The 24090-nt window shown below is 60.9% G+C and carries 19 protein-coding genes, 1 tRNA gene and 1 pseudogene; 11 read left to right on the forward strand and 10 right to left on the reverse strand.

The window, feature by feature from the left end; translation table 11 throughout:
* Nucleotides 1–58 precede the first annotated feature (58 nt).
* The 8 genes from rpmJ to A9976_RS31250 all read left to right on the forward strand — a co-directional run bounded on the left by rpmJ (nucleotide 59) and on the right by A9976_RS31250 (nucleotide 4582).
* The gene (rpmJ, locus tag A9976_RS00395; protein ID WP_003050535.1) at nucleotides 59–172 is read left to right on the forward strand and encodes a 50S ribosomal protein L36; all 114 of its coding nucleotides are present in this window, start codon (nucleotides 59–61) and stop codon (nucleotides 170–172) included.
* A 22-nt stretch (nucleotides 173–194) separates the two neighbouring features.
* Entirely contained in the window at nucleotides 195–560 is a 366-nt protein-coding gene (gene rpsM, locus A9976_RS00400; RefSeq protein WP_012202975.1) for a 30S ribosomal protein S13, read from the forward strand.
* Between the two features lie 18 nt (nucleotides 561–578).
* Entirely contained in the window at nucleotides 579–983 is a 405-nt protein-coding gene (gene rpsK / locus A9976_RS00405; RefSeq protein ID WP_012202976.1) for a 30S ribosomal protein S11, read from the forward strand.
* 90 nt (nucleotides 984–1073) lie between these two features.
* Nucleotides 1074–1697: a 30S ribosomal protein S4 gene (gene rpsD / locus A9976_RS00410; RefSeq protein ID WP_012202977.1), complete on the forward strand. Its 624-nt coding sequence runs from the start codon at nucleotides 1074–1076 to the stop codon at nucleotides 1695–1697.
* Nucleotides 1698–1809: 112 nt separating this feature from the next.
* Entirely contained in the window at nucleotides 1810–2808 is a 999-nt protein-coding gene (locus tag A9976_RS00415; protein WP_012202978.1) for a DNA-directed RNA polymerase subunit alpha, read from the forward strand.
* 186 nt (nucleotides 2809–2994) lie between these two features.
* Nucleotides 2995–3387, forward strand: a complete 393-nt coding sequence (rplQ, locus tag A9976_RS00420; RefSeq protein ID WP_012202979.1) for a 50S ribosomal protein L17 — start codon at nucleotides 2995–2997, stop codon at nucleotides 3385–3387.
* Between the two features lie 21 nt (nucleotides 3388–3408).
* Nucleotides 3409–3485 (forward strand) — tRNA-Met (locus tag A9976_RS00425).
* Between the two features lie 386 nt (nucleotides 3486–3871).
* A complete protein-coding gene (locus tag A9976_RS31250) occupies nucleotides 3872–4582 on the forward strand; it encodes a site-specific integrase (protein WP_310889359.1) in 711 nt (236 codons plus the stop codon).
* A 2051-nt stretch (nucleotides 4583–6633) separates the two neighbouring features.
* Here A9976_RS31250 and A9976_RS00435 read toward each other — a convergent pair.
* The 8 genes from A9976_RS00435 to A9976_RS00470 are packed head-to-tail and all read right to left on the reverse strand — an operon-like array spanning nucleotide 6634 to nucleotide 20221.
* Nucleotides 6634–8610 (reverse strand): ATP-binding protein, encoded by a 1977-nt coding sequence (locus tag A9976_RS00435; RefSeq protein WP_183017337.1) that lies wholly within the window; start codon nucleotides 8608–8610, stop codon nucleotides 6634–6636.
* Between the two features lie 30 nt (nucleotides 8611–8640).
* Complete coding sequence (locus A9976_RS00440; RefSeq protein WP_183017338.1) at nucleotides 8641–9489, reverse strand: restriction endonuclease; 849 nt, start codon at nucleotides 9487–9489, stop codon at nucleotides 8641–8643.
* Between the two features lie 32 nt (nucleotides 9490–9521).
* Nucleotides 9522–9671: a hypothetical protein gene (locus A9976_RS00445; RefSeq protein ID WP_183017339.1), complete on the reverse strand. Its 150-nt coding sequence runs from the start codon at nucleotides 9669–9671 to the stop codon at nucleotides 9522–9524.
* A 30-nt stretch (nucleotides 9672–9701) separates the two neighbouring features.
* Entirely contained in the window at nucleotides 9702–10049 is a 348-nt protein-coding gene (locus A9976_RS00450) for a hypothetical protein (protein ID WP_183017340.1), read from the reverse strand.
* A 13-nt stretch (nucleotides 10050–10062) separates the two neighbouring features.
* Nucleotides 10063–12930: an ATP-binding protein gene (locus A9976_RS00455; protein ID WP_183017341.1), complete on the reverse strand. Its 2868-nt coding sequence runs from the start codon at nucleotides 12928–12930 to the stop codon at nucleotides 10063–10065.
* An 11-nt stretch (nucleotides 12931–12941) separates the two neighbouring features.
* Nucleotides 12942–15785 carry a DUF1156 domain-containing protein gene (locus A9976_RS00460; RefSeq protein WP_183017342.1) on the reverse strand — a complete coding sequence of 948 codons (2844 nt, stop codon included), beginning with the start codon at nucleotides 15783–15785 and terminating at the stop codon, nucleotides 12942–12944.
* Nucleotides 15782–19303, reverse strand: coding sequence for a helicase-related protein (locus A9976_RS00465; protein ID WP_183017343.1), 3522 nt, complete (start codon nucleotides 19301–19303; stop codon nucleotides 15782–15784). Before A9976_RS00465 ends, A9976_RS00460 begins: the two co-directional genes overlap by 4 nt.
* A 21-nt stretch (nucleotides 19304–19324) precedes the next feature.
* Nucleotides 19325–20221 carry a WYL domain-containing protein gene (locus A9976_RS00470; protein ID WP_183017344.1) on the reverse strand — a complete coding sequence of 299 codons (897 nt, stop codon included), beginning with the start codon at nucleotides 20219–20221 and terminating at the stop codon, nucleotides 19325–19327.
* Between the two features lie 78 nt (nucleotides 20222–20299).
* Between A9976_RS00470 and A9976_RS31830 the strand changes: the two are divergent.
* A pseudogene (locus A9976_RS31830) lies at nucleotides 20300–20510 on the forward strand (transposase); the annotation flags it as partial.
* 279 nt (nucleotides 20511–20789) lie between these two features.
* Here A9976_RS31830 and A9976_RS00475 read toward each other — a convergent pair.
* Nucleotides 20790–21365, reverse strand: coding sequence for a hypothetical protein (locus A9976_RS00475; RefSeq protein WP_183017345.1), 576 nt, complete (start codon nucleotides 21363–21365; stop codon nucleotides 20790–20792).
* A 555-nt stretch (nucleotides 21366–21920) separates the two neighbouring features.
* Between A9976_RS00475 and A9976_RS00480 the strand changes: the two genes are divergently transcribed.
* Nucleotides 21921–22553: a hypothetical protein gene (locus A9976_RS00480; RefSeq protein WP_183017346.1), complete on the forward strand. Its 633-nt coding sequence runs from the start codon at nucleotides 21921–21923 to the stop codon at nucleotides 22551–22553.
* Nucleotides 22554–22588: 35 nt separating this feature from the next.
* Here A9976_RS00480 and A9976_RS00485 read toward each other — a convergent pair whose 3' ends face one another.
* Nucleotides 22589–23299 carry a hypothetical protein gene (locus tag A9976_RS00485; RefSeq protein ID WP_183017347.1) on the reverse strand — a complete coding sequence of 237 codons (711 nt, stop codon included), beginning with the start codon at nucleotides 23297–23299 and terminating at the stop codon, nucleotides 22589–22591.
* A 110-nt stretch (nucleotides 23300–23409) separates the two neighbouring features.
* Between A9976_RS00485 and A9976_RS00490 the strand changes: the two genes are divergently transcribed.
* The gene (locus tag A9976_RS00490; protein WP_183017348.1) at nucleotides 23410–23643 is read left to right on the forward strand and encodes a helix-turn-helix domain-containing protein; all 234 of its coding nucleotides are present in this window, start codon (nucleotides 23410–23412) and stop codon (nucleotides 23641–23643) included.
* Nucleotides 23644–24090 lie beyond the last annotated feature (447 nt).

A 24090-nucleotide genomic window follows, 5' to 3' on the forward strand; every position in this document is an offset into this window, starting at 1 on the left:
CGCGGGCATGTTTCCCGGTCGATAGGCCGTAACGGATGTAGAGTTTTAGGAGAATGAAATGAGAGTTTCGGCTTCGGTCAAAAAAATCTGCCGTAACTGCAAGATCATCCGCCGCAAAGGTGTGGTGCGAGTGATCTGCACGGACCAGCGCCACAAGCAGCGCCAGGGTTGATAGGAAAGTTTGAGGACGAATAATGGCACGTATCGCTGGCATTAACATCCCGCCGCATCAGCACGCTGAAATCGGCCTGACCGCTATCTATGGGATCGGTCGCACCACTGCACGCAAGATCTGCGAAGCCGCTGGCATCGCATATTCCAAGAAAATCAAGGAACTGACTGACGGTGATCTGGAAAAGATCCGTGATCAGCTGACTTCCCTGACCCTGGAAGGTGATCTGCGTCGCGAAACAACGATGAACATCAAGCGTTTGATGGACATCGGTTGCTATCGCGGTTTCCGTCATCGTCGTGGCCTGCCCATGCGTGGTCAGCGTACCCGCACGAATGCACGTACCCGCAAGGGTCCGCGCAAGGGTGCCGCGGCTTTGAAGAAATAAAGAGATTGAAAGATCACTATGGCTAAGTCTCCCGCAAACAACGCTGCACAGCGCGTTCGCAAGAAAGTCCGTAAGAACATTTCGGACGGCATTGCCCACGTGCACGCTTCGTTCAACAACACGATCATCACCATCACCGACCGCCAGGGCAACGCTCTGTCGTGGGCCTCGTCGGGTGGCCAGGGCTTCAAGGGTTCGCGCAAGTCGACTCCCTTCGCTGCCCAGGTGGCTTCGGAAGTGGCTGGTCGTGCTGCCATCGAACAGGGCATCAAGAACCTGGACGTCGAAATCAAGGGTCCCGGTCCCGGCCGTGAATCCTCGGTTCGCGCCCTGGGCGCCCTGGGCATCCGCATCACTTCCATCGCGGACGTGACGCCGGTTCCCCACAACGGCTGCCGCCCTCAAAAGCGCCGTCGTATCTAAGCTTTTTCACCAAGCCCACCGCCGCCCAGATGTGTAACATCGCGGGCGGCTCCCGTGCTTGTGCACGGCAGATGACACAAAGGAAATCAAGTGGCACGCTATATCGGCCCCAAGGCCAAACTCTCCCGCCGTGAAGGCACTGACCTGTTCCTGAAGAGCGCACGTCGCTCGATCGCCGACAAGTCCAAGTTCGACACCAAGCCCGGCCAGCACGGCCGCACTTCCGGTCAGCGTACTTCCGACTTCGGCCTGCAGCTGCGTGAAAAGCAGAAGGTCAAGCGCATGTACGGCGTGCTGGAAAAGCAATTCCGCCGCTACTTCGAAGCCGCCGACAAGAAGAAGGGCAACACCGGTGCCAATCTGCTGTCGCTGCTGGAGTCGCGTCTGGACAACGTGGTGTACCGCATGGGCTTCGGCTCGACCCGCTCGGAAGCGCGTCAGCTGGTGTCGCACAAGGCCATCACGGTCAACGGCCAATCCGTCAACATCCCTTCCTACATGGTGAAGGTGGGTGACGTGGTCGCCGTGCGTGAAAAGTCCAAGAAGCAGGCTCGTATCGTCGAAGCCCTGCAACTGGCTGGTCAAGTCGGTTTCCCCGCATGGGTGGAAGTGTCTGCCGACAAGGCTGAAGGCACGTTCAAGAAGTCGCCTGACCGCGACGAGTTCGGTGCAGACATCAACGAATCCCTGATCGTTGAGTTGTACTCGCGTTAATTCCGCGCAGCGACATTTCTGTAAAACCGTCCCCCAGCCGCGAGGCATCGCGCTGGGGTGCTTCACCAGCCTTACCGGTGTAACGAGCCGGGGGTATTGAGAGGAAGTCTGCATGCAAACCAATTTGCTGAAGCCCAAGACGATCAATGTCGAGCAGCTTGGCCACAATCGCGCCAAAGTTGTTCTGGAGCCGTTTGAGCGTGGCTACGGCCATACGCTGGGCAATGCCCTGCGCCGTGTCCTGCTCTCGTCCATGGTGGGTTACGCAGCGACGGAAGTGACGATTGCTGGTGTGCTGCACGAGTACTCGTCCATCGACGGTGTCCAGGAAGATGTGGTCAACATCCTGCTGAACCTCAAGGGTGTGGTGTTCAAGCTGCACAACCGCGATGAGGTCACGCTCTCCCTGCGCAAGGATGGCGAAGGCGTCGTGACGGCGCGCGACATCCAGACGCCCCACGACGTGGAAATCATCAACCCTGATCATGTCATCGCCAACCTGTCGCAAGGCGGCAAGCTGGACATGCAGATCAAGGTGGAGAAGGGCCGCGGCTATGTGCCCGGCAACGTGCGCCGCTATGGCGACGAGTCCACGAAGTCGATCGGCCGCATTGTGCTGGACGCTTCGTTCTCGCCCGTCAAGCGCGTGAGCTACGCCGTCGAATCGGCCCGCGTTGAACAACGCACCGACCTCGACAAGCTGGTGGTGGAGATCGAAACCAATGGTGCGATCACTGCCGAGGACGCCGTGCGCGCCTCCGCCAAGATCCTGGTGGAACAGCTTGCCGTGTTCGCTCAGCTGGACGGCGGCGATATCGCCAGCGTCTTCGATGCTCCGGCCGGTGGCCGTGGTGCCGCAACCGCCTTTGACCCCATCTTGCTGCGTCCCGTGGACGAGCTGGAACTCACCGTGCGTTCGGCCAACTGCCTCAAGGCAGAGAACATCTACTACATCGGCGACCTGATCCAGCGTACCGAAAACGAGCTGCTCAAGACCCCCAACCTGGGTCGCAAGTCGCTCAACGAGATCAAGGAAGTCCTGGCTTCCCGCGGTCTGACGCTGGGCATGAAGCTCGAGAACTGGCCGCCTGCCGGCCTGGAAAAGCGCTAAGCGCTATAATTGCGGGCTCTCCTTTTTGGAGAGCCTCAGTGCCTCGGGCAGTACCTGATACGGCTGCCCGAATTAATCAACAACTTGCGCAAATTCGGTTGAGGCAAGCTGCAGATCCGGTAACGGGTCCGGGCTTGCATCCTTGTTTGCGCAAGCCCTAATTACATATTTTAGGAATAAAGCACCATGCGTCACGGTCACGGCCTCCGCAAACTCAATCGCACCTCTTCGCACCGCCTGGCGATGCTGAAGAACATGATGAATTCGCTCATCGAGCACGAAGCCATCAAGACCACCGTTCCCAAGGCCAAGGAACTGCGCCGCGTGATCGAGCCCATGATCACCCTGGCCAAGGTCGACACCGTTGCCAACCGCCGTCTGGCATTCGACCGCCTGCGCGACCGCGACAGCGTGACCAAGCTCTTCAACGAGCTGGGCCCCCGCTTCGCCAAGCGTCCTGGTGGCTACACCCGTATCCTGAAGATGGGCTTCCGCGTGGGCGACAACGCCCCCATGGCCTTCGTGGAACTGGTCGAGCGCGCTGAAGAAGGCGCCGCCGAAGCCAAGGCAGCTGAATAATCTGCTATAATTTTGGAATACCGCGCGATGGAGCAGTCTGGTAGCTCGTTGGGCTCATAACCCAAAGGTCGGAGGTTCAAATCCTTCTCGCGCAACCAATAAGATCAGAGGGTTACGACAGTGTCGTAACCCTTTTTTCGTTGTAGCTGGAGTTTCTGCTGCACTTTTGCTGCACTTGGAGCTATACGCCTTGCCCCCACAACCCTAGGAGCAAGGATGGCAACTTTCAACTACCGCGGCCCGTTCCAGCATCAAGCCACCGTCCGCCGGGTCGGTTACCCGACACAGAGTCGGACTTTCGAAACCAAGCGCGACGCCCAGGATTGGGCCTCCACGGTCGAGTCGGAGAATCTTCATTGATCGCTCTGAAGCCGAGCGAACGACGCTGCGTCAACTGCTTGAACGCTACCGTGACGAGGTCACGCCCACCAAGCTGGGCAAAGGTCCTGAACTCTCGCGGCTCAAGCGGCTGATTGCGCATCCAGTGGCCCTCCAGCGCCTGGCAGCACTTCGATCTGTCGACTTTTCGACCTATCGGGATGAGCGTATTGACGAGGAGGCGTCGAACAAGACCGTCCGCGAGGAACTGCTGCTGTTGTCCGTGGTGCTCAATACTGCACGCAAAGATTGGTCGATTCCCGTAGAGAACTGGGTTAAGCATGTGCGCAAACCGGTGGTGGGAAAGCATCGGGAGCGCAGGCCGTCGGCGGATGAAGAGACGAAGCTGATGGTTGCATGTCGAGAAAGCAGAAGCGTAGGCCTCGAGTGTGCTGTCATTCTGGCGATTGAGACAGGCATGCGGCGCGGAGAGATTGCCGGGTTATCGTGGGACCAAGTGGATCTTCATGCCCATGTGGTGCGATTGAGTGTTACGAAGAATGGGGACAAGCGTGTCGTGCCGCTTTCCTTAACGGCTGAAGAGGCGCTGCGTGTACTACCGCGGAACATTGATGGCAAGGTTTTTACTTTCCATGACTCCAATGGCCTCGGGGCTGCTTTCGCGCGTGCTTGCGTGAGGGTTGGCATCGAGGATTTGCATTTTCATGATTTGCGGCATGAGGCGGCATCGCGCTTTGCGCCCCGCATGCCAGCGACCACATTGGCAAAGTTGATGGGCTGGCGGTCCATTCAGATGGCGATGCGGTATTACAACCCGCGCGAAGATGAGCTTGTCGCCCTCGTGCGCGCGGCGTGAGTGCTGACCAGGCCGCTGAGTGCTTTGGCTCGGGGGGCGATAGCCCCCCTGCCTAACGGATTCTTGCCCTCCGGCAGCCGCCAAGCTCAGAGTGTGCTGCTTAGGGTATCTCCGATGCTGAGCCAGCTGCCGTCGGCGCAGCCTTGCACGATCATTTCCAATGACGGTGAGTTTCAAATCCCCACTTTGTTATGCGTCGACGCGCTATACATAGCTGAGGACTCTGTTGTTGAAGGAAATAGCTTGAAGACGATTTGAGGCCTCACGTTTCATGTGTTCGTTTCCTCTTCTCTTTGCCCGGGCTTCGGCCCGGGCTTTTTTGTGGACTGAAGCGATGAGCGTGGGTGGTAGGCCTTCCTTGAGCACAAGCCAGAAAGCCCCCACCGCGATGGAGGGGGCCTGAGAGATGAGAGATGACCTCGCGCGGCGCTTTGCAGCCCGCAGATGCCGTGCCGAGACTGTCCTTCACATGGGCACGGTCCTGATCGAATCCAAACTCTCTTGCGTTCCCTGGCCGCCAAGCCAGGAGAGGTTCGCCGTCCACACCGCCAAGCGCCTCGGGCTATCACACACTGCAATGGGCCGCCAGGCCCGGACCGCCGAGGATTGTCCTCGGGCGGGCATACACACGTTCAATCGCCGCCAGCTTTCGCTCGCTTCCCGCTTGCCTGATGAAGGCTCGAAGGTCGCTCAGACGCTACTCACCGACTCTCCCCCTCTTGTGCCGTCCCAGGTGCCACCATGGTCAATTGGCCGTCAGAGGTTCCCACGTTAGTCAACCATGTCGAGACCACGATTTCGGCTTGCGTCATCTCCGGTTCAAGGCATCGCATACGCTTACCGGCCAGAAGGCCGTTTCAGCGCCCCGATGTTCCATAGCAGGCGCCTACCCGCCTTGAACCCTCATCGATGAATCACTCCCTCAGGGGAGCGCAACCAAGGTCTCTCACCGCGATAAAGGGGGCTCTCACCCCTATCTACGTGCTTGAGCTATCCAGCGAGCCTTCCATTACGAAGGTCCCAGGTCGTCCAGCTTTCGCCTCCGACCCCTGCGCCATTTCTGACGCCTCAGCAGCCCACACGCGCGGCCTCCGTCACGCCGTTCATTTTCGAACGTCCCGGAGCGTGGATTTGCACCACTTCATGTGTCAACAGGGTTGGACTGGTTACCCAGTCGCCCGTTTCCGTGTCGCCCAACGCCGTGTTGGATTGGGTCGAGAGGTGGCGGCTACCACCCAGCGCCCGTCGTAGCCGCACCAGCCAGCGTTACCCAGCATGCAGCTTCAGCGATTTGCGGAAAGTTGGCGACTTTCCGCGCGGGGAGCAATCCCCAGTGTGTGTATGTTTGCAGGTTGGCGGCCCTGCCTAATGCGCCCTGAAGCAAGATGCATGAGGCAGGTCCGCCGATGCAAGTGCGCTGGACTTCTGTCCCGCGCGCGCAGTTTCCTCATAGAGGTATAGCGCCAATGGTGCATTTCCGAATGTACTCGCCGCGCCATAGCAAAGCTCACGCAGATAAGATAAGGCGCGTTATGCACGATTGGAGCCACGGCACTCGCGAAAAACTGGGGACAGTCCCGGAGATGTGTGGGCGTAGTGGTAGCAGGGTCGGAATGCTCGGATCGAGGGGAAGCAGGGACAGTAGCTGGTGCAAAGCAGCGGCTCGTAGTCTGAATAGTAATGGTGGCAGAGGTGAGCAGTCAGATGCCGAGGCGGCGTAGTGGGGACATAGAAGAGGCAGCGGGAGCGTGGCGCTTGCGAGGCTTCTTTTGCTTCTTGGCGGTCATGAGGGGCAGGAGTGTAGCTGGCGCAAGCTGCTGCTATCGCCAGATAGCGGTCCGTCAGGCGCAACAAAAGCCACCTGCGCTTTAGGCTGATCTGGGTCATTCACGATCCAGTGACTGAGCGGCAGCAACCGAAGACATCCGTGGTTCAATGCGGCAAGTACCAGCCATCTGCTTGTTGATTTCCACGCCGACCTGACCTGCTGGGGGCTAGCGGGTCACTTCTAAATGGAAATCAACATGTGCAATCTTGAACCGCAAGCCAACTCAGCCCTTCCCTGAGACTGATAGCGCGAGCGAGGCCTGCGAAGTGGTCAGCATCACCTTGGCGGACAGGTCCGCCCCTGACATATCCTCGTAGCGTGCCGGTATCCGCTCTTTCAAGCGAAAAAGCCGCTGATGGGCCGAACGCATGAGCTGGCCATAGGTCACGGCCTGGACCCTGCCCCGCAGCACACCTTCTTCTTTTAGTTCGATCTCGCGCGTGGTCTTCGCGGTGATCGCATGGCCGACAACGAACGCACGGAACATCGGCGTGCCGTCAAGCGCGCCGCTGCCGAGGAAGTCCTGCACGTAGCCGTTGCCCTGGTTCATCTCCTCGCGACCGATCGCGGAGCGGCCCTTCTTCAACTCGATGATCAGGACGTTTTGAATTCGGGTCAGGGTGGGGTCGGTCGCGTCGAATCCTTCCGTGCCGACGATCGAGCAGGTCGCGTCGGCCAGCGCCATGATGTCGGGCCGCTGCTTGGCATTGATGAAAGCATCGTTGGACAGCCGCTTCTTGAAGATCTTCTCGGCAGCCGTGCGCAGGCTGACGTTCGACGAATATTCGCTGCTGTCGAACTCGGGCCCGAAGAGCCACCGGGCCTGCGTCACCAGCGGGTGCAAGGTGTGCAGCTCGTCGGCCGCCTCATCGCCAGCGAGCTTCTCGATGGCCACGATAACCGCCAAGCGATGGTCGATCTCATCGAGCACCGACAGCGCGTCGCGGACGGTCCACTGGCTCAGCAGCCGGTCGAGCCCCTCAATGTCTGACTCGTCGAGCCGGGTGAGCTTTTCGAGCAGCGCCGCACCGCCGCGGGCCTTTTCGATGTTGATCAACGCCTGAACTGCGGCCGAGAGCACGTCCTGCGAAACGGTAGGCGTGGCCTTCACCAGATCGCGGGCGAAGCTGGCGACCTCGGCCCGGCCCAAGGGCGATAGTTCCTTGAAGTCCTCGCGGTTCTTGACCAGGGCCTCTTCGGAGCTCTCCTCCACCAGCGTCGCCGAGAGCTGCGCGAAGACATTCTTCGCATAGTCGCGTGCGGCTTCGAAGAGCGCATCGACCTTATTGCCGCTCTTGAAGCGGACCCAGTCCTGCTCGACCTCGGGCAGCCAGCCGTCGTCGGCTTTGATCACGATCGAGAAGCGCTTAGCGAAGCGCGCGCGGCCATCGATCACAGCATCCGAGCCGACCACCCAGCTCGGGACGCCGACCAGGCGCCCATTCACCCAGAAGGCGATGCCTTGGTAGAGCGTGTATTTGGCCGTCCGCATCGTGTCGACGACGAATGCTTCGGCCGGCGGGCAACCGGGAATCTGCAAGTCTTGCTTCTCGATGAGGCCCGTCTGGTCGGCCAACGCGACCGACACCCCATTGACCCGAACGACGAACTGGGGATCGTGGACGAAGCGGCCCGCCAGGATCTCGCGGATGGCGTCGGCGTTCGGCAAGTGCCGCTGGACGATGACGGAGAGCTTGGTCCCGTGGCCCTTCCTGATAAAGGAGCCTTCCTTCTCGATCTTGAAGGGGTTCTCTTCGCTCTGGGTGCCGATGTTGAAGCTCGCGCCCTTGTCCTCGCGCCAGGTCTCCACCGAATACTGATCGGCGAAGCACAGCAGACCGTGGCGGCCGACGCCGTTGCGTCCATAGGCCTTGCGGCGCCAGCCTTGGCGCTCCGGCGGGAACTCGACCAGCGCGCTTTGATGCTTGAGCCGGTTGTAGCCCAGCTTCATCCAGCGGCCCTTGAACTGGCCAGCATACATGCCGTGCCCGTCGTCCTCGACCGTCAGGGCCAGCTCGTTGGTGGGAGGAATGGTCAGGTCTACGAGAGACGCACCAGCATCCCAGGCATTGGCCACGAGCTCGGTGAGGGCGACCTCATAATCTTGGGCGATGCGCCCGAGCGTGCGGACGAGATAGTTTTCCTCGAACAATGAGCTTGTCGAATCGTCAGCCTTCGGTTTTGCCTTTGGTTTAGCCATCGTCTCCCCTTTCTTGTTCAGACCTCGGCCTCAGTGGCCGAAGATATCGCGCACACGTTCGAACGGCAGGCCCGTCTCCGCGGCACGGCGCGCCTTGCGGGCGATCACCTGGTCGAGCGGCAGCTCGCGATCGAGCGTCTCGAACAGGTCGAAGCCATCCATGCAGATCACGCGCTTGCCTTTGCCGAAGGCGATCAGGCCATCGGGCGTGAAGCCGCTGTTGCTGATGAAGAGCCCGCGGGCCCATGCCGCCTTCTGCTCGACCTTGCCGTGGAAGGCATGCAGATCGGCCGCCGGGGTTTGCGCCGAGTGCCACTTTGCCTCGACGAGGTAGGTATCGCCCTGCAACTGGAAGCTCCCGTCGATCTGCTCGCCGCGCTGGCGGAACGGCTCCCGCGCTTGCAGACCGAACGCGTTGAACGCGTTGGTAAGCCAGGCCTCGAACGCGTAGCCGCGCGGCTGCGGCTCCAAGGCCGACAGCTCGATGAGCTTCTGCTTTAAGAGGATGATCTTCGGTCGATCGAATGCGGGCTTAGGCCGCTCGCCCTGCGGAGCCGCCAGGTCGGGCTTGCCCTGCATGCGGTTGAGCAGTGAGAGGAAACGCCCTTCGGCGTTGTCTACCCATTCGGCGCGCCTGCTGTCCTTCCGCGTGGCCTCTCGGTATTCCCAGAGTGCTTTAAGCGTCTTGATCGACGTGGTCAAGTCCACCTTGTTCAGGTAGCAGCGCAGGCGCTTGGCCTTCGAGGTGCCCTGCTCCTGATAGGCCGGATCATCGATGTCAACGTTGAGCTCCTCGGCGAAGAAGGACCACATCGTCCGGTCCGAGAAGTCGAGCACGTAGCCGCCGCCCATATCGAATAGGTCGTCGACGAGTTTCATGTCGAGGGATCGGATGTTCGGCATTGAACCCCTCACTTCTTCGCGGCGGTTTTTCGAGGGGGCGGCTTGATGACGTCGGGCCTCTGGCGGAAATCGATGAAGTCAGGCTCCCGCCCGATGGTTGCGGCCTCTTTGGCGTCGTCCACGTCTTTCGTCGCACCGCTCGATTGTTCCGAGGTCATCAGCGTCTCCTCCTGTTGTTGTTCTTCGATCTAGAACTCGTCCACGGTGGACCTCTTGGGCGGCGGTACAAGTTCTTCGAAGCGCCATCCGCCATCGGTCAGGACGCCTTCGACAAACCCCTCTTCCGAGTCGTCGATGTCCATGTCCTTGCATCCGTTGAAGACGTTGTAGTCGACCTCATAGGACACGCCGATGGTTGTAGCGCCCAACTCCACATCGGAGATGCGCACGCCGTAGACCTGGGCCCGCATGTCGACATGGGACACATCGAGATCGAGCGTGCCGCGGAAGGCGCTCACCTCGTCATCGAGCAGCGATTGGAGATGCCGCTGCATCTCCCGCTTGGTCGGCTGGACTGGAACGCTGATCTTGGCCACGGTGCCCGCCCGATCAGTCGAAATCTCGGTTGATGAACTTCAACACGCGGGTGTTTTCGAGGACCGCCCGCTGCGTGGACTCGTCGAAGCCGGGTTGGGTTTCTGCGTGGATCTCGACCTTGATCGTGACCTTCACACCGGGCTTGGACGTGAAGAGCATGAGCACCTCTTCGGAGATTTCTGAAAATTGAAGCTTGGCCTTGACGGGATCGAGCTCCACATTGCCGAAGAACACCGTCTTCTTGGCCGCAGGGGGCTTGGAAGGCAAAGGCGAAGGCGTTCCGCCGTCGCCGCCGCCGCTCGACCCGTCGCCGCCATCGCCGGAAGAGCCGCCAGATCTACCGCCGGCCGGTACTTCCTTGTCCTTGATTTCGCCTTTGGCCTTGGCGTCGCGGTCGGCCTTCTCCTGGGCGAGCTTGGCCGCGAACTCAGAGGCGGCCTTGGGTTCGACCAGCAGCAGGGCCTCGTCGAAGATGGCCGTGGTGGCCTCATCGAAATGGAAGCCCTTGTAGCGGCTTTCCTCCTGGCCATATGCGATGCCGAAAAAGTCCCGCGCGTCGACGCCGACATTGATCGCCGCCCGCAGCGTATGCTCGTCTTTGAGACGCGGCAGGTAGAGATAGCAGCAAGTCTTTTGCCAGACATCGAGAGCCGAGACGGCCTGCGCGTCATCCTTCCAAAACCAAGTGCGCAGCATCTTTTCCAAGTGGACAGGGGCCCACTCGGTGATCAGCAGTTCATGCTCCTTCAAGACTTTCTGAATCTCCTCGGTGCGGTTCACCGCCGCGGGACTGATCAGATGGTGGTCCCACTGAATATCGCCGATGCCAGTTCCCGGGGAGGCTTCTTGCGACGGCGCGAGCAGCCACTTGTAGGTCTCGCGAATCATGCGGCCGATTGCCTCCGCCGCCACGTCGTAGCTGTGTGAAGCGAGCTTGCTCTGGTGCACGTCGAGATTGAGACGGCCCTCCTTCACATCGTCCACGATGGACTTCCAGGCCAGAACCGAAGTGATCTGGTCCTTCAAGCGGGAAATCGTGTCAGCGTCCGACGCCAAAAATATCAAACGATTCTGGCGCTGGCGAAACTGTTCGCCCCGGTGCTTCACGATCGCCTGCGCCGCTTCGATCGCGGTCGACTGGCCCGAGCGGCTGAACGAAGCTTCCGGCGGCAGGACCACCAAACGCAACTGATGGTCGTCCGGCACATCGGCCGAGGGCGTGAAGATGTGGACGCCGCCAAAGTCGCCCGGCGCGAAGCGCAGTTTGTCCTTGATGAACGGGTAGACATCCTCGCGCAGGTCGTAGCGGCGCTTGCGCTCTTCCATCTCGCGACGCAGGTTGGGCCGCGTGTCGAACCAGTATCGGTTATTCGCGCTGTTGATGTATTGCAGGCGATCCACCAACGCCCGCACGCCGTCCTTGTAGTGGCCCAACACTTGGCCAGGCTGGGCACAGCCCAGCATAAGGCGGCCGAGATCCAAGCCTCGATGGTGCTTGGCGCCGCCGACGATGCCTGCGTCCGGGGCCGACCCGAGGAAGATAGAGCGCGCGATCCGGCGGCATGCGTGGATTGAGCCGAAGAGCGGCTTGGCGTTGTCAAGCTCAGTCGTCGCCGCCCGCTCGCCATCGATGTCGCGTTCAAGGACCGGATCCCACCCCTGTTGAAGGTAGTTGATGGCCTCGTTGCGGGTGTCGGAATCGAACAAAGGCAGCGAGCCCGGCTGGATCATCAGATCGTTGTTGCCTGAGGTCCAGAGTCGATGGATCACTTTGGCCATGAACTTCAAGACGCCGCGCGTGCGCTGGAAGTTGTCGAGTGATGACCAGTCGTCATAGAGGCGATCGAACACCTCGGGATGGATTGGGTAGGCTTGCCGCAGCCGTTCAAGATAGGCGGCTTCCAACGTCTCGGCAGGGAAGTCGCCCGAGTTGGCAGCATAGAAATCCGCATAGGCGCGGCAGACATCGTCAGCGGCGAGCCGATCGCTCACGTCCGCGAAGAGCCGGCGACGCACGATCTCGAAAGCCTCTTCGGTGGCGACAGGCTTCCAAAGAGCCTGGACGCGGCCGAAATAGTGCTCCAACGCCTTCAAGGCCTTCACACCCTGCTGGCTGCCCGCCTCGCGATCCGAGAACGGCAGCGAGGCCAACAGGATCGCGTTGGGCACAGCCTTCATCGCCTCGGTCAGCGATTGAATGAAAGAAATCTGGGTGTCGTAGGTGCCTCCCGAGAGCACCTTCCCTTCCTCAAACTGCGAGACATAACGAACCAACTCGTCCATGAGCACGATGCAAGGCGCCGCGCTAGACAAGATGTCGGCCAGGATACCTTTGCCAGGCGCCGTCCCGTCGGCGTCGGCTTCTTTGAGCTTGGCGAACGCCTCCGCGCCGCCGAGCTGCCAGGCCAGCTCGCCCCAGATCGTCTTGACCTTCGTCGAGCCGTAGACACGCGGCTTGCTCGCCAGGTCCAACAGCTCTACGCCATCCAGCACCGCGACCTTGGCTTTGGGCATCTCGACGATGCCTGCATCGGTCAGGATCTTGCTGACGCCTTGGAGCTTGGAGGTCGCCTTCTTGCCCTCGGCCAAGTGGTAGACCGCGAGCAGGGTGTGGGTCTTGCCGCCACCGAACGCCGTTTGAAGCTGGACCACAGGATCGCCGCCCAGCCCGGCCAGCCGCTTGACGACAGAGTCGAGCAGCAGGCGCATGCCTTCGGTGATATAGGTCCGCTGGAAGAAGAGCTCCGCATCCTGATATTCAGGCGTCGCCGTCCCTTGGTGGACCTTGGAGATGTCTGCGGCGAACTCCGCCTGCTGGAAGGTGCCTTTTAGGACATCCTCGTGCGGAATGGCGAGCTCTCGCCATGGCTTCAGCTTCATATCTTCTCTCCCTAGATGCTTTCGATGTCTCGTTGCGAGCCGAAACGGCCGACCTCATGGGAAGCGGATTCGATGCCCGTCCAGGAAGTCCCCAGTTCGTTATATGCGCGGGCCTCGTCGGTCCATCCATTGCGCTCGCACAGCGTATAAAGGCGATAGGCCAAAGGCCGGATGTTTTCGGCCAACGCCGGCATCCCCGCCAGCAGAGCGCCCGCAGCCGACTCTCCTTCGGCTTGCAACGCGCGGACCATTTGGTGGAGAGCTTCCCACACAGGCGTGTTGTTGTCGTTCTCCGGCGACCAATCGGCCGGGTATTCACTTGGCTTCAAGAGACGCACGATCCCAGAGCCGGACTCGATCACGCCAGCCCGCGCCACGCCATCCACGCTTGTGCCCTTCGCCCGGGCCAAGACATCCGCCTGGCCAAAGTCGCCTTGGGCCCAACCCTTCTCGTCGAACCAAGCTAGGCAGAACTGCGTGTCAGCATCGAGGCCGTCGGCTCCCTCGGTCAACATCTTATTGATGAGGGTCAGCGCTGTGTGGACCGACATGGGCCGGCCGTCAGCTTCAAGCACCGCGGAGTATTTGGAGAAGATCGCCATGCCGGGGCCGATGACCGCCTGCGCCAAGTCAACCGGAGCAACGGGCGAGACGCCTTCACCGCCACCGATCATCACGTCCAACGCCTCCGACATCTGCTCTTTGAGCTCGCGCAAGAACTCACGACGAGACACGGTGGTGGCGCCCTCGTCGCGCTTGCGGCAGACAAGTACGATCGACGAGGCCAGCGCGTTTGCGCCGATGGCGATGCCGCGGCTGCTACGCTCGGTTCGGACAGGCCAGGTGCCGGTGATCACGAACTCGGACTGGATGACCGATTCCAGGAAGCTTTCCCAGCCTGAGGAAGCCGTGCCTGTCGCGCCGGTCTTGCTTTGCTTGAACGCGTAGTAGATTGTGACCGGCACCGACTCGTTGGACTTGTCGTGGATCTGCCGCAGCGCGAGCGTCATGCCATCGGTGAAGTGCCGCATGGCGTCGTTGAGGTCCGCGTAGAGGCTGTGCGACGCCACCAGCTCATCTTTCTTCGGCGTCTGGCGCGTCGCGAAAACGTCGGGGAACACTTGGCGCAGACACAGCCGCATCCATATGTAGAAGAAGTCCGACAGGTTCGAATACGGCACGTTGTCGTAATACGGCGGGTCCGTCGAGACCACCGTCAACGCATCGGTCGGGATCGTGGCCTTCGCCGCGTCGAGCTGCATCGCATGCCCTGGCGCATAGGCGGGAAGTAAGTCGATGACCCGAGCGATCCATCCCAACGCGCTGGCCCAAGTTCCGCCGCCATCGGTCAACGGGTTGATCTCCGCGTAGTCCCAAACGATGGGCATCGCGTGCTTGGTGAAGGCGTGGGCGACGAACTCGCCGCCCGACTCCCAAGCGGTCAACGTGTTCCAGTAGTCCGCGGCCCGGCCGATTGCACAGGTTAGATACACAGACACCGCCTCGGCGTAGGCCGTGGCGCCAGAGCCGCCTTGATCGAGGGTCAGGCCATCGTCCAGCATGCCCGCCTTGGCCGCGTCGGCTCTGATGACCTCACGAGACTCGACGACAAGCGCCGAGAAAGTCGAGAGTGCATGTTGCTGGCGTAGGTTGAAGAGGCTCTCGAAGGTCGTCATGCCATACACGACGACATTAGTGCAGCTCTTCCAGTGCAGGATCTCCGCGTCGGGCGCGCTTGGCGACAGCGCGGAGAAGTCAGGTACATCGATCTCGCTGGCGGCCACATAGGTTTTGCCCCTCGGCGTCTCCACCACGGCGGCCATGAGGCGATGCCCAAGCCGCCCGGCCTGTCCTTCGGCCTGGATGTAGGGCAGCGGAACCACGGATTCCGTGAAGATGCAGAAGCCGCCCCGGCCACCGACGGTACTGGGAAGCTTTGGCTCTCCGCCCTCTTGCAGCACGAACTCATAGCTGCGCTTGTCGTCCGAAACTTTCGGAACGACGTGGAGCTTGCGGCCTTCCTTCGTGGAAAGCTGGAAGGACTTCGACAGCGGAATGTGCGCTCCGCCGGCCGCAGGGTTGGGGCTGGCGACAGTGCGGCACCAAAGCCAAGTGAGCACCGTGCCCTTGCCCCCGCCCAATCGCTTGGGGAGAGTGACCTGCGCATACTGCTCAGCCAGGCGCTGGCGCGCGTTGTTCGCGACCCAGTTGCCATAGCGGCGAAGGTCTTCGGCCAGGCCGCGCGCGCCTTCCCAGTGCTCGTCAATCCGCGCTTGGCTTGCGGCCAGCGACTTCGGACCGACCGGGGGGCGGTCCTTGAATCGCGGCGGGATCTCCAACATCGCCTTGTTCAAGACCACGGGCACGGGGTTCAAGTCGGTGGCGTAGCTTTCAAAGCCGAGCCGCTGCGCTTCCAGCGGCAGCGATCCGCCGCCCGCAAACGGGTCGTGGAAGACCGGGAGCTTGTCCGGGTCGAACCCTGGCAGGCCGGCATTGAGCTCGCAAGTCTCCCGCCATGACTTCTTTATTTCGTTGCGGGCCCGGTTCAGCACCTCTTGGTTGTCGGTGTTCTCCCATTTCACCAAGTCCCGAATGATGTTGAACAGACGCTCGCGCTCGACCTTGGCCCGCTCCTTGTTGACACCGCGGCCGAGGTGTCGCTCATAGCCCGGATCGTTGACCATCTGCGCGAACAGGATCGCCCTGGCAGCCGCAAGAGGCCGCCGGGCAAACCACATGTGGAGCGTGGACGGGTGGCCATGGCGGATGGATTTTTCCTTCGAGGAAGCCGCGTTGATGTCATCGAGCGGTAGGGCCACTTCGATGAGCTTCTTCGGCGTCTTGATGGCAGTCATTGTTCTTGTGCTTTCTCCAGCAAGGCTGTCAGGTCGAGATTGATGCTTGTCACCGCCCAGTCGGGCTCTTGGGTGAATGGATTTCGAATGTAGTGAGGCCCCTCGTACGAATCGCCATCGATGATCACGATGGCCAGCAGGAACTTCTCCGCCTGGTTGAGGGCATAAAGGATCTCGTTGCGGGTGACGGTGATGGTGGACTGGCCCTTCGCGCGCCCCTTGACCTCGATGTGGCGGGCCTGCGGCAGCTTGCCGTCCTTGGCAGGCACCACGGCCGTGAGATCCCAGCCGCACTTCTCGGCCGAGACATCGATGACTTCATGGCCCAAAGCTTCTTCCGCCTTGCGGACCGCCTCCATGGCCACGCGCTCGACGTGCGCGCGGGCGTCGGCGTCCGCCGTCCAGGTCTGACCTTGCGGTTCTCCGTTGCGCTGGGCCAGCAGGCCCGCCGGAATGACCAGCGCGCCGCCAACCACCACAGGGATGCCCGAGACGACGTTGCGCATGGCTTCCAGCTCCTTGGTGCGCGTCTCCAAGCGGGCCGACAGCTCATCGATCGTCCTGCGGACGTTCTCCAAGGTCAGGCGCACGTCCTTCCCGGCTTGTAGGTCGGTCTTGAACTTTTCGTGCCGGTCCGACCAGTAGTCGATTTCTTTAACCAGCCGCTCGCGGATGGCCGCCAAGTTCTTGTCAACCTGGCTTTCACGGCGGAAGCGGACCTCTTCGAAGTGTTCGGGGACGAGCTTCTCGGAGGCGTGCGCCATGGCCGCCTGCTCCAAGTCCCTCTTGATCCATTCGGCCTGGACTTGGTCGGCGACCATCTTCAACTGGGTCTCGTCGAGCTCGGTCAAATCCAGATGAGGGGCCCAGCCGGCGTTCTCGATGACGCCGGCCTTGTCGATGGTCACGAATTGCAAGCGGCGCGAGACCACGATGCCGGACTCGCCGCCCTCTTTGACGGAGTGGTCGAGCATCAGCATGAGCTTGGGCTCGATACCTTCGTCGTCGGGGGCCAACAGCACGGCGCCTTGTTTGAGCTTCGCGCGATGCTGCTCGATAGCTAGGTCGACCACCGACTGCATGAGCGGATGAGCCGGGTGGACCAGGCTCGCTTGCGGCTCTGTCGGCTTGTCCTCGACGCGTACGTTGCCCTTCTCGAAGCACACACGCTCGTATTTGGTGACCACGGGCGTCATGCTGCGGCGCTCGCGGCCTTGGAGCTGGCGGTCGCGTTCGCGGATGAGGGCCGGGACGTGCGTGATCTCGAAGCGACCAGAGCCGCGCGGCTTCAAGTCGCCGCCGAGCTGGGCGAAGGCCTGGGCGAAAAAGGAGCGGATGAAATAGGGCTGGAGTTTCCTGGCCTCGGCCTTCTCCATCTCCTCCTTCAAGGCGAAGAGGCGGCGCTCGTCCATGATTTCGTTTGCCAGGGCGTTGCGCCGGATGATCTCGCGAAGCTTGTCGGTGTCGAGCGCTCCTTGGACCACCTCTTGGAGATGGCGCTTGCGGGCCGGGTCTTCGCCGTAGCGGATGGCCTCGATCAGCAGGTCGCGCAGGCTTACGCCATCGAAGACTTTGCCCAGGATGTCGAATACCCGGCCACCCAGGGCCTTGCGCTCGATTTCGAGCTTCTCGAAGAGCTTCTGGAAGACGTTACCCTCGCGGGTCTCGGCCGCGACCATATTCCAGAGGTGGCAGACCTGGGTCTGGCCGATGCGATGGATGCGGCCGAAGCGCTGCTCCAATCGGTTCGGGTTCCACGGCAGGTCGTAATTGACCATCAGGTTTGCGTTTTGTAGGTTCACGCCTTCGCCGGCAGCGTCGGTGGCCAGCAGGACGCGGGTGTCCCGGTCGGTTCGAAACATCTCCTGCACCTTGCGGCGGTCTTCGCGATGCGTGCCGCCATGGATCATCGTCACAGCCTCGCGCTTGCCCAGCAGCCCGCGGATGCGGTCGGCCAGGTAGTTCAAGGTGTCTCGGTGCTCGGTGAAGATGATGAGCTTTCGCTGCAAGCCATCGGGGCCGAGCATCTCCGGCGTGTTTTGCAGGATCTCGCGCAGTTCTTCCCACTTGCGGTCCTGCCCGCCATCGCGCAGCGACTTGGCTTGCTTCTCCAACTGCTCCAACGTGAAGACTTCGGCTTCGAGCTCGGCGATGGTCTGGGCCGCGGTGGCCTGGTCGACCACCTCCTCCTCGAAGTTCTCGTAGTCCTCCGGGGTGAGGTCGTCCTCGGTGTCCCAAATGTTCTCGGCCACGTCGTCGGCGAAGATTTCCGAGGCGCTGATGCGCCCGCCTTTCTGGCGCTGCCTCTCCTCCTCGATGCGCCGCTTCAACTTCTCGCGGCGGCGCTTCAACGACTGGTAGATCGCCTCGGGGCTGGACGCGAGGCGGCGCTGCAAGGCGGTCAGGGCGAAACCGACTGTACCCTTGCGCTTGCCATCTAACGCGTCGGCACGGTTCATCTCCTCCTTCACGTAGGCCGTGACGGCGTCGTATAGGGCGCGCTCAGCGTCGGAGAGCTTGTAGTTGGCTGTGTAAGCGACGCGCTCGGGGAAGAGCCGCGTGCCGTCGAACTTCAACAGGTCTTCCTTGACCATACGGCGCATCAGGTCGGACACGTCGACCTTGTGAGCGCCGTCGCGGAACTTACCGTAGAAGCGGTCCGAGTCCAGCAGCGAGAGGAAGAGCTGGAAGTCCTCCTCCTTGCCGTTATGCGGCGTGGCCGTCATCAGCAGGAAGTTGCGGGCGACCGATCCCAAGAGCTGGCCAAGCCTGAAGCGCTTGGTCTCGTTGACTTTGGAGCCGAACCAGGTGGCCGAGAGCTTGTGGGCTTCGTCGACCACCACCAGGTCGAAGCGGCTGAGCTTGATCTTCTCTTGCAGCTCCTCGCTTCGCGAGAGCTGGTCGAGCCGGGCGACGAGCAGGTCATGGTCCTCGAAGGGGTTGCCTGTACGGCTCTGGTCCACCAGCTCGCGGGTGAAGAGCGTGAAGGAGAGGCCGAACTTTTCATAAAGCTCTTCCTGCCACTGCTCCACCAGGCTGCCAGGAGACACGATCAGGATCCGAGCGGCGTCGGCGCGCATGAGCAGCTCGCGAATCAAGAGGCCCGCCATGATCGTCTTGCCCGCGCCGGGGTCGTCGGCCAGAACGAAGCGCAGGGGCTGCCTGGGCAGCATCGACTCGTAGACCGCGGTAATCTGGTGCGGCAGCGGCTCGACGTTGGAGGTGTGGACCGCCATCATCGGATCGAACAGGTGGGCCAAGTTGATGCGGATGGCCTCGGCGGCGAGCTTGAAGCCCTCCCCGTCCGCGTCGAAGCTCCACGGGCGGCCAGCCGTCGCGATCGAGAGCTCCGATTCATTCGAGCGGAAGAGAACGCGCTCGCCCAGGCGGCCGTCGTCGGTCCGGTAGACGACGGTGACGGCGTTGTCCCCTAGCGGGTCCGCGCTCACGATGCGGGCGACCTTCCCCGGCTCAATGCCAGAGACGAGCGCGCCCTTGGCGATCTCTTCAAGCTTCATATCTTTTCCGTTTCCCCCCGGTCAGCCGTTGACGGCCGATTCGAGGGCCTCCCTTTGGCCCGGGGCGAGAGCCGCGCTCTCCACCCCATAAAGCGTCTGCGGATTGCGCAACCACAGGTTATGGATCGAATGCTCCAGCCGGTGGTCCGGGCTCGCGTCCACATTCCATCGCCGCAGCACGTAGCCCGCCAGGGCCGCGCGAGCCTTGATGCGCAACACCCCGTCGTGCATGCCGTAGTCGGCTTCGATGGCCTTCGGGTGCTCAATGCCGGGATGCGGCGCAAGCTCCATCTCGACCATTCGAGCCCACTGCTCATCGGCCCCCAAGAGCTCGCGCTCCTCGACTTCGCCCTCAATCTCCTGCACCTTCGAAATCCGCGTCAGCACGAAGTCGCCAAAGCGGCCCTTCTCGCGGTCGAAAGCCCGAACATGCCAACGCAGACCGTTGTCGGCCAATGCCACCGGCACGATCTCCCGGCGCTTCAAGCCCGAGGACAGCGACAGGTAGCTGATGCGCGTGGCGCGCTTGGCACACATGCTGCGGGTGATCGAGCCAAGCACGTGCATATTAGGCCGCGTGAGCTGGCCCGGGCCCTCGCACGGTGCCGCCTGCTTCAAGCCCAGGTCCAGCCCATCGCCGAAGCCTTGCAAGAGCCACGCGAGCACGCGGTTCGGGTTGAACTCGAACACCGGGGCGAAAGACGGCGAGGGCCGGTAGCACCTGCCCACAGCGTCGTATTCCAGATTGTCCGGCGCGATCTCGCGATACAGCGCCAGGTCGCGGGACGAGGCCGCCGGCTTGATGCCAAAGCGAGCCTCGATGTCGGAGCGCCTCAGTTCGCCCGTGAAGAACGCGCGCAACTCCAAGAACGCCAGCCGTTCACGCTGCGCCTGCGAAGCATCGAGGGGTTCTGCCAAGGGCCCTTTCCCGGGCGACGGGCCCGCGCGCGTAGCAAGAGACGCGCCTTATAGGAAAGATATTACCACGCTCATCAAATTGATAATCACATCATCGCAGCACCCACCCCGACTAGGACGAGGGAGGCGTCCAAGAACGAAGTTGGCAAGCGACGACCAGAGATGCACCAGACGAAGAAGGGCAATCAATAACACTTAGGGGTGAAGGCGCACATCGGCATGGGCGCGGATTCGGGGCTTGTGCACACGGAGACGACCCACGGCGGCCAACGAGGCGGACGCTGAGCAGTAAGCTTCGACCTACCTTAGTTGCGCCCCAAGCGCATGTTTGTGAACGCCAGCATGATGGACGATAGCTGTCTGTCAACGGGGAAAGTCGACCGACCGCAACCGCTGCACGGCGGGCGTTGACCAAGGTCCTGCGACCGTCCGCAATGAGTCGGCGTGCGACAGCCGCAGGCGGCCAGGAGCAGCCGTTGGTGGCAAGTGAAAGCGGACGCTCAACGTTGAAATTGAGCCGTGGACTGAGGCTTGCCGAAGGACGTCGGCTCGACCGACCGGTTCAACATCAGTTCTGCTCAACTTCAGGGAGCACAGTTGGATCAAGATCGATCGTGTGTTGTCGTGGATTTCGCTCGCAAATGAACCGATCAAAGCGCGGACCGTCTTTCGGGCCAACATTGCGAAGATTCATTCTTGACTGACACCAAGGACAGACGGCTGTAAAACTACTCAGGTATAGCCTGTCTTGATTTCCGGCCTCAACGTAGTATTTCCGGAACAGAAAGTTCTCAAACCTCCTTTTCCGCAGTGCAAATGCCAGGAAAAAGCTGAACACACCGATGCCCAAGGCAAACATGAAAACGTAGGGCCAAGATGAGATTTTTGGCTGCGGAAATGCTTGGAACAGCGTGAAGTAGAGACCGATCAGACTGGCGACTCCAGTGACGATGCCAAAGACGCTAAGGCTCTCGCTCTTTACGCTACTTCCGCCAAGCGCAAGATGACGCTGAATTTGCATTTGCTCAGGCGTGAATTTGGGCCGACCACCTCCACCAATATTGACATTGGCACCGCGAAAGTCGCCAACGCCGACGTTGACACTGTTGTCGCCTTCTTGTGATCCATTATTATCGCGGGACAAATATTCTCTCCTGATGATTAATGAAATGTAGACCGAAAAACCTGCGGGATAAACTGGACCGCGCGGAATATTCTGGACACGGTTTTCTTTTGAAAGTAGCCTGCGGTCTGAGTCTACAAGCGCGCTTTATAAACGTCCAGGTGTAAAATTTCCGCGAAACCCGGCAGGCGTCAACGTGGGAAACTATAACTTGCCAACGGGCAGGGGCTGGACACGTCGGCCGCACGTTTTGGGCTTACCAGCCAGCGTTTAGTGAACCAACGGCCGCGTTTGGGTAGTGGTGCCCACCGACTGCTCTGGGTCGATTTCCGACTCCCGCAGATGGCCAAATGCAATCACTGGCAGACCTGCGACGAATGTACGTTCAAGACCAGTCTGCTGAATGCACAGCTTGGGCCTCACCGGTTGCTCGGCCATGTGCTGATGCCTAGCGTGAGCAGTTGTACCGAGCTGCGCTCGGAACATCTATTGGTCTCATTCGCTCCAGCACTAGCCAGCCCGATCACACGCGCTGGGAATGCTATACGAGGTATCAAAACCCTCAAGGAGCCCTCAATGCTTACCCCCACCACCCCGCTGGCGCATAGCACTGCTGCGGCGCTGGCCCGCGTGCTCGACAACATCCCGCGCGGCTACACGCGCTACACCTGCGGCACCATCGCGGCCGCTAAGCTGCCCGCGCTGGTCAGCAAGTTCCACCGTTGCTACGCAGTCGCCGCCTCGCCCGCACAGCGGATGACGCGTAGGAAGCACGGCAAGGCGAACGCGGTACTCTCGCTGTACCTTCCGGCAGGTGCCAGCACAGCCCACTGGATGATGCTTTTCACGGAGGGCGAGCTGGAGGTCCATGAACGTCTTTGCAGCATATACAGCAAGCCCCAACTTCGGTGGCTTGGATACGAGTTGACCCGATATGCCCACAAGGGCGGAACGCGGTGGACTTGGCGCCGTCCGAAGGACGCCATGCAGGAGTTGTACATGCTGTTGGCCGAGCCTCTGGCGAGGCGACGCTGGCCAGCGGTCAGTGAGCTGCTTGCGCGCATTGCCGCCCAGCCCGGATTCCACGGCGTGCGAGGGCAGTCATGGCGCCTGTGCCAAGAGGCCAAGCAGCACGGCTATCCAGGTCAGCTGCCCATGCTGTTCTACATGCAGAAGATTAACCACGGGGAGCGCATCTCCGTGGTTTAACGGCTTTTAAGGCGCGCAGTCGTGTGGCGGGTGGGCTATTTTTGGGGTGGGTTGTACGTTAAACCGCAAGCAACATTGGCCGACACGTGTTGTTGTGCGCGAAGTATGTTTGTGTGCTCCATCAGGTTGAGTTGTTTTCCTGCAATTGCAGCTGCCATCGCTGGTCCTGCGGCAGCTTCGATTTCACGAGTCCTTGCGTTGTGGCGCTCGTAACAAGCGGCTTGGCGTTTTGCTTGCTCTTCCTCTTCGCGTCTGTTACTCGCCGTTTCGGCCGCAATGAACGCCGCAATCACTGCCCTTGCTTGCTCCTCTGAGATCGAGTTCACCGCCTTGCGCACAGAGGTCGCATCGTAGTGCTTAGCCCCAAAGAATCCCCGCTTCGCTAACGAACTGGTGCACACCGAATAACCCGTTTCGCCGTCAGTACAGCTTTTCTCCGGGGCGATGGTGGTCTCCCATGCAGCGAGGTCGCGGGTTATCAGAAATACCTCTTGCTGCTTGCTACGGGCTGGATATGTCGTGTGAACACTTATTAGCTCCCACGAGTCTCCCTTCGGGCCGATCACTGCAAACAACCGACCTCGCACCCAGTTGTCTTTGATCGTGCGGGCGGTGTTCACCTGAACTTTTCGCGTGCTCTGGTCTGCTGCCAGGCTTGATGCTGCTGGGGGCGTTGTTGTTGTGCATCCCATGGTCGCCACAACGGCGGACAGGCTGATGATTGCTCTCAAGAAACGGGGGATCATTGAGTCTACCTTTCCTTTTTTCACTTGATCTTACCAAATGTATACGAAAGTATAAAGACTTTATTTACCCGCATGCATAGCGTCCCTCTCTTTCAGTTGAGGGACAATGAATGGAGCCAGCTGTGGCGTTCGGGCAAGCGTTACGCCGCCGCCGGAAAGATGCGAGGCTGACACAAGAGAAGCTTGCGTTTGAGGCGGGGATTGAACGCGTCTACGTTTCATGGCTCGAGAGCGGAAAGCGGCAGCCGACATTTCAGATGATCCTGAGGCTTGCGGGGGCGCTCAACTGCTCGGCTGCGGACCTCGTCGCTGAAGCCGAGTCTTTACTTGCGACTGACGTCTAGGAGGGCATAGCTCTCCGGAGGCTGCGCTTGGGGACCTCTCCCATCCCCTGCCCCCGCAGTTGCGCCTTCTATCGCATCTTGAGCGGAGCCCCCACTGGCGCTTTTGGGCTTGTCTGGACCTCTATCTTCCTCTTCGCCATCATCACCCCAGGCCTGCTATGGCCCTTTGGCGGCCTTCAATAAAGATGCGTATAGGGTTCGGGAGCTTCGCCCCCTGACTCCTCTCTTGGTAAGCAAAACCGCCGCAGGCGGATCGGGCTCAACGCAACCAGGATGGCAGACAGTGGCGCGAGGATGGAGGGCTAGAAGCCGCGTCAGCGGCGATGATGCTGCAAAAAACATAGCAAAGCAGGAGGTCGCAGGGCAGCATCCTTTGATGAGAAAAAAAGCTCTAGAACTTACATCGAAGAAATATTGACTGGAAATAGCACGCGTCGGCGCGGCGTA

It is taken from the genome of Delftia sp. UME58, assembly GCF_014170385.1.
Classification (GTDB): Bacteria; Pseudomonadota; Gammaproteobacteria; order Burkholderiales; family Burkholderiaceae_C; genus Comamonas; species Comamonas acidovorans.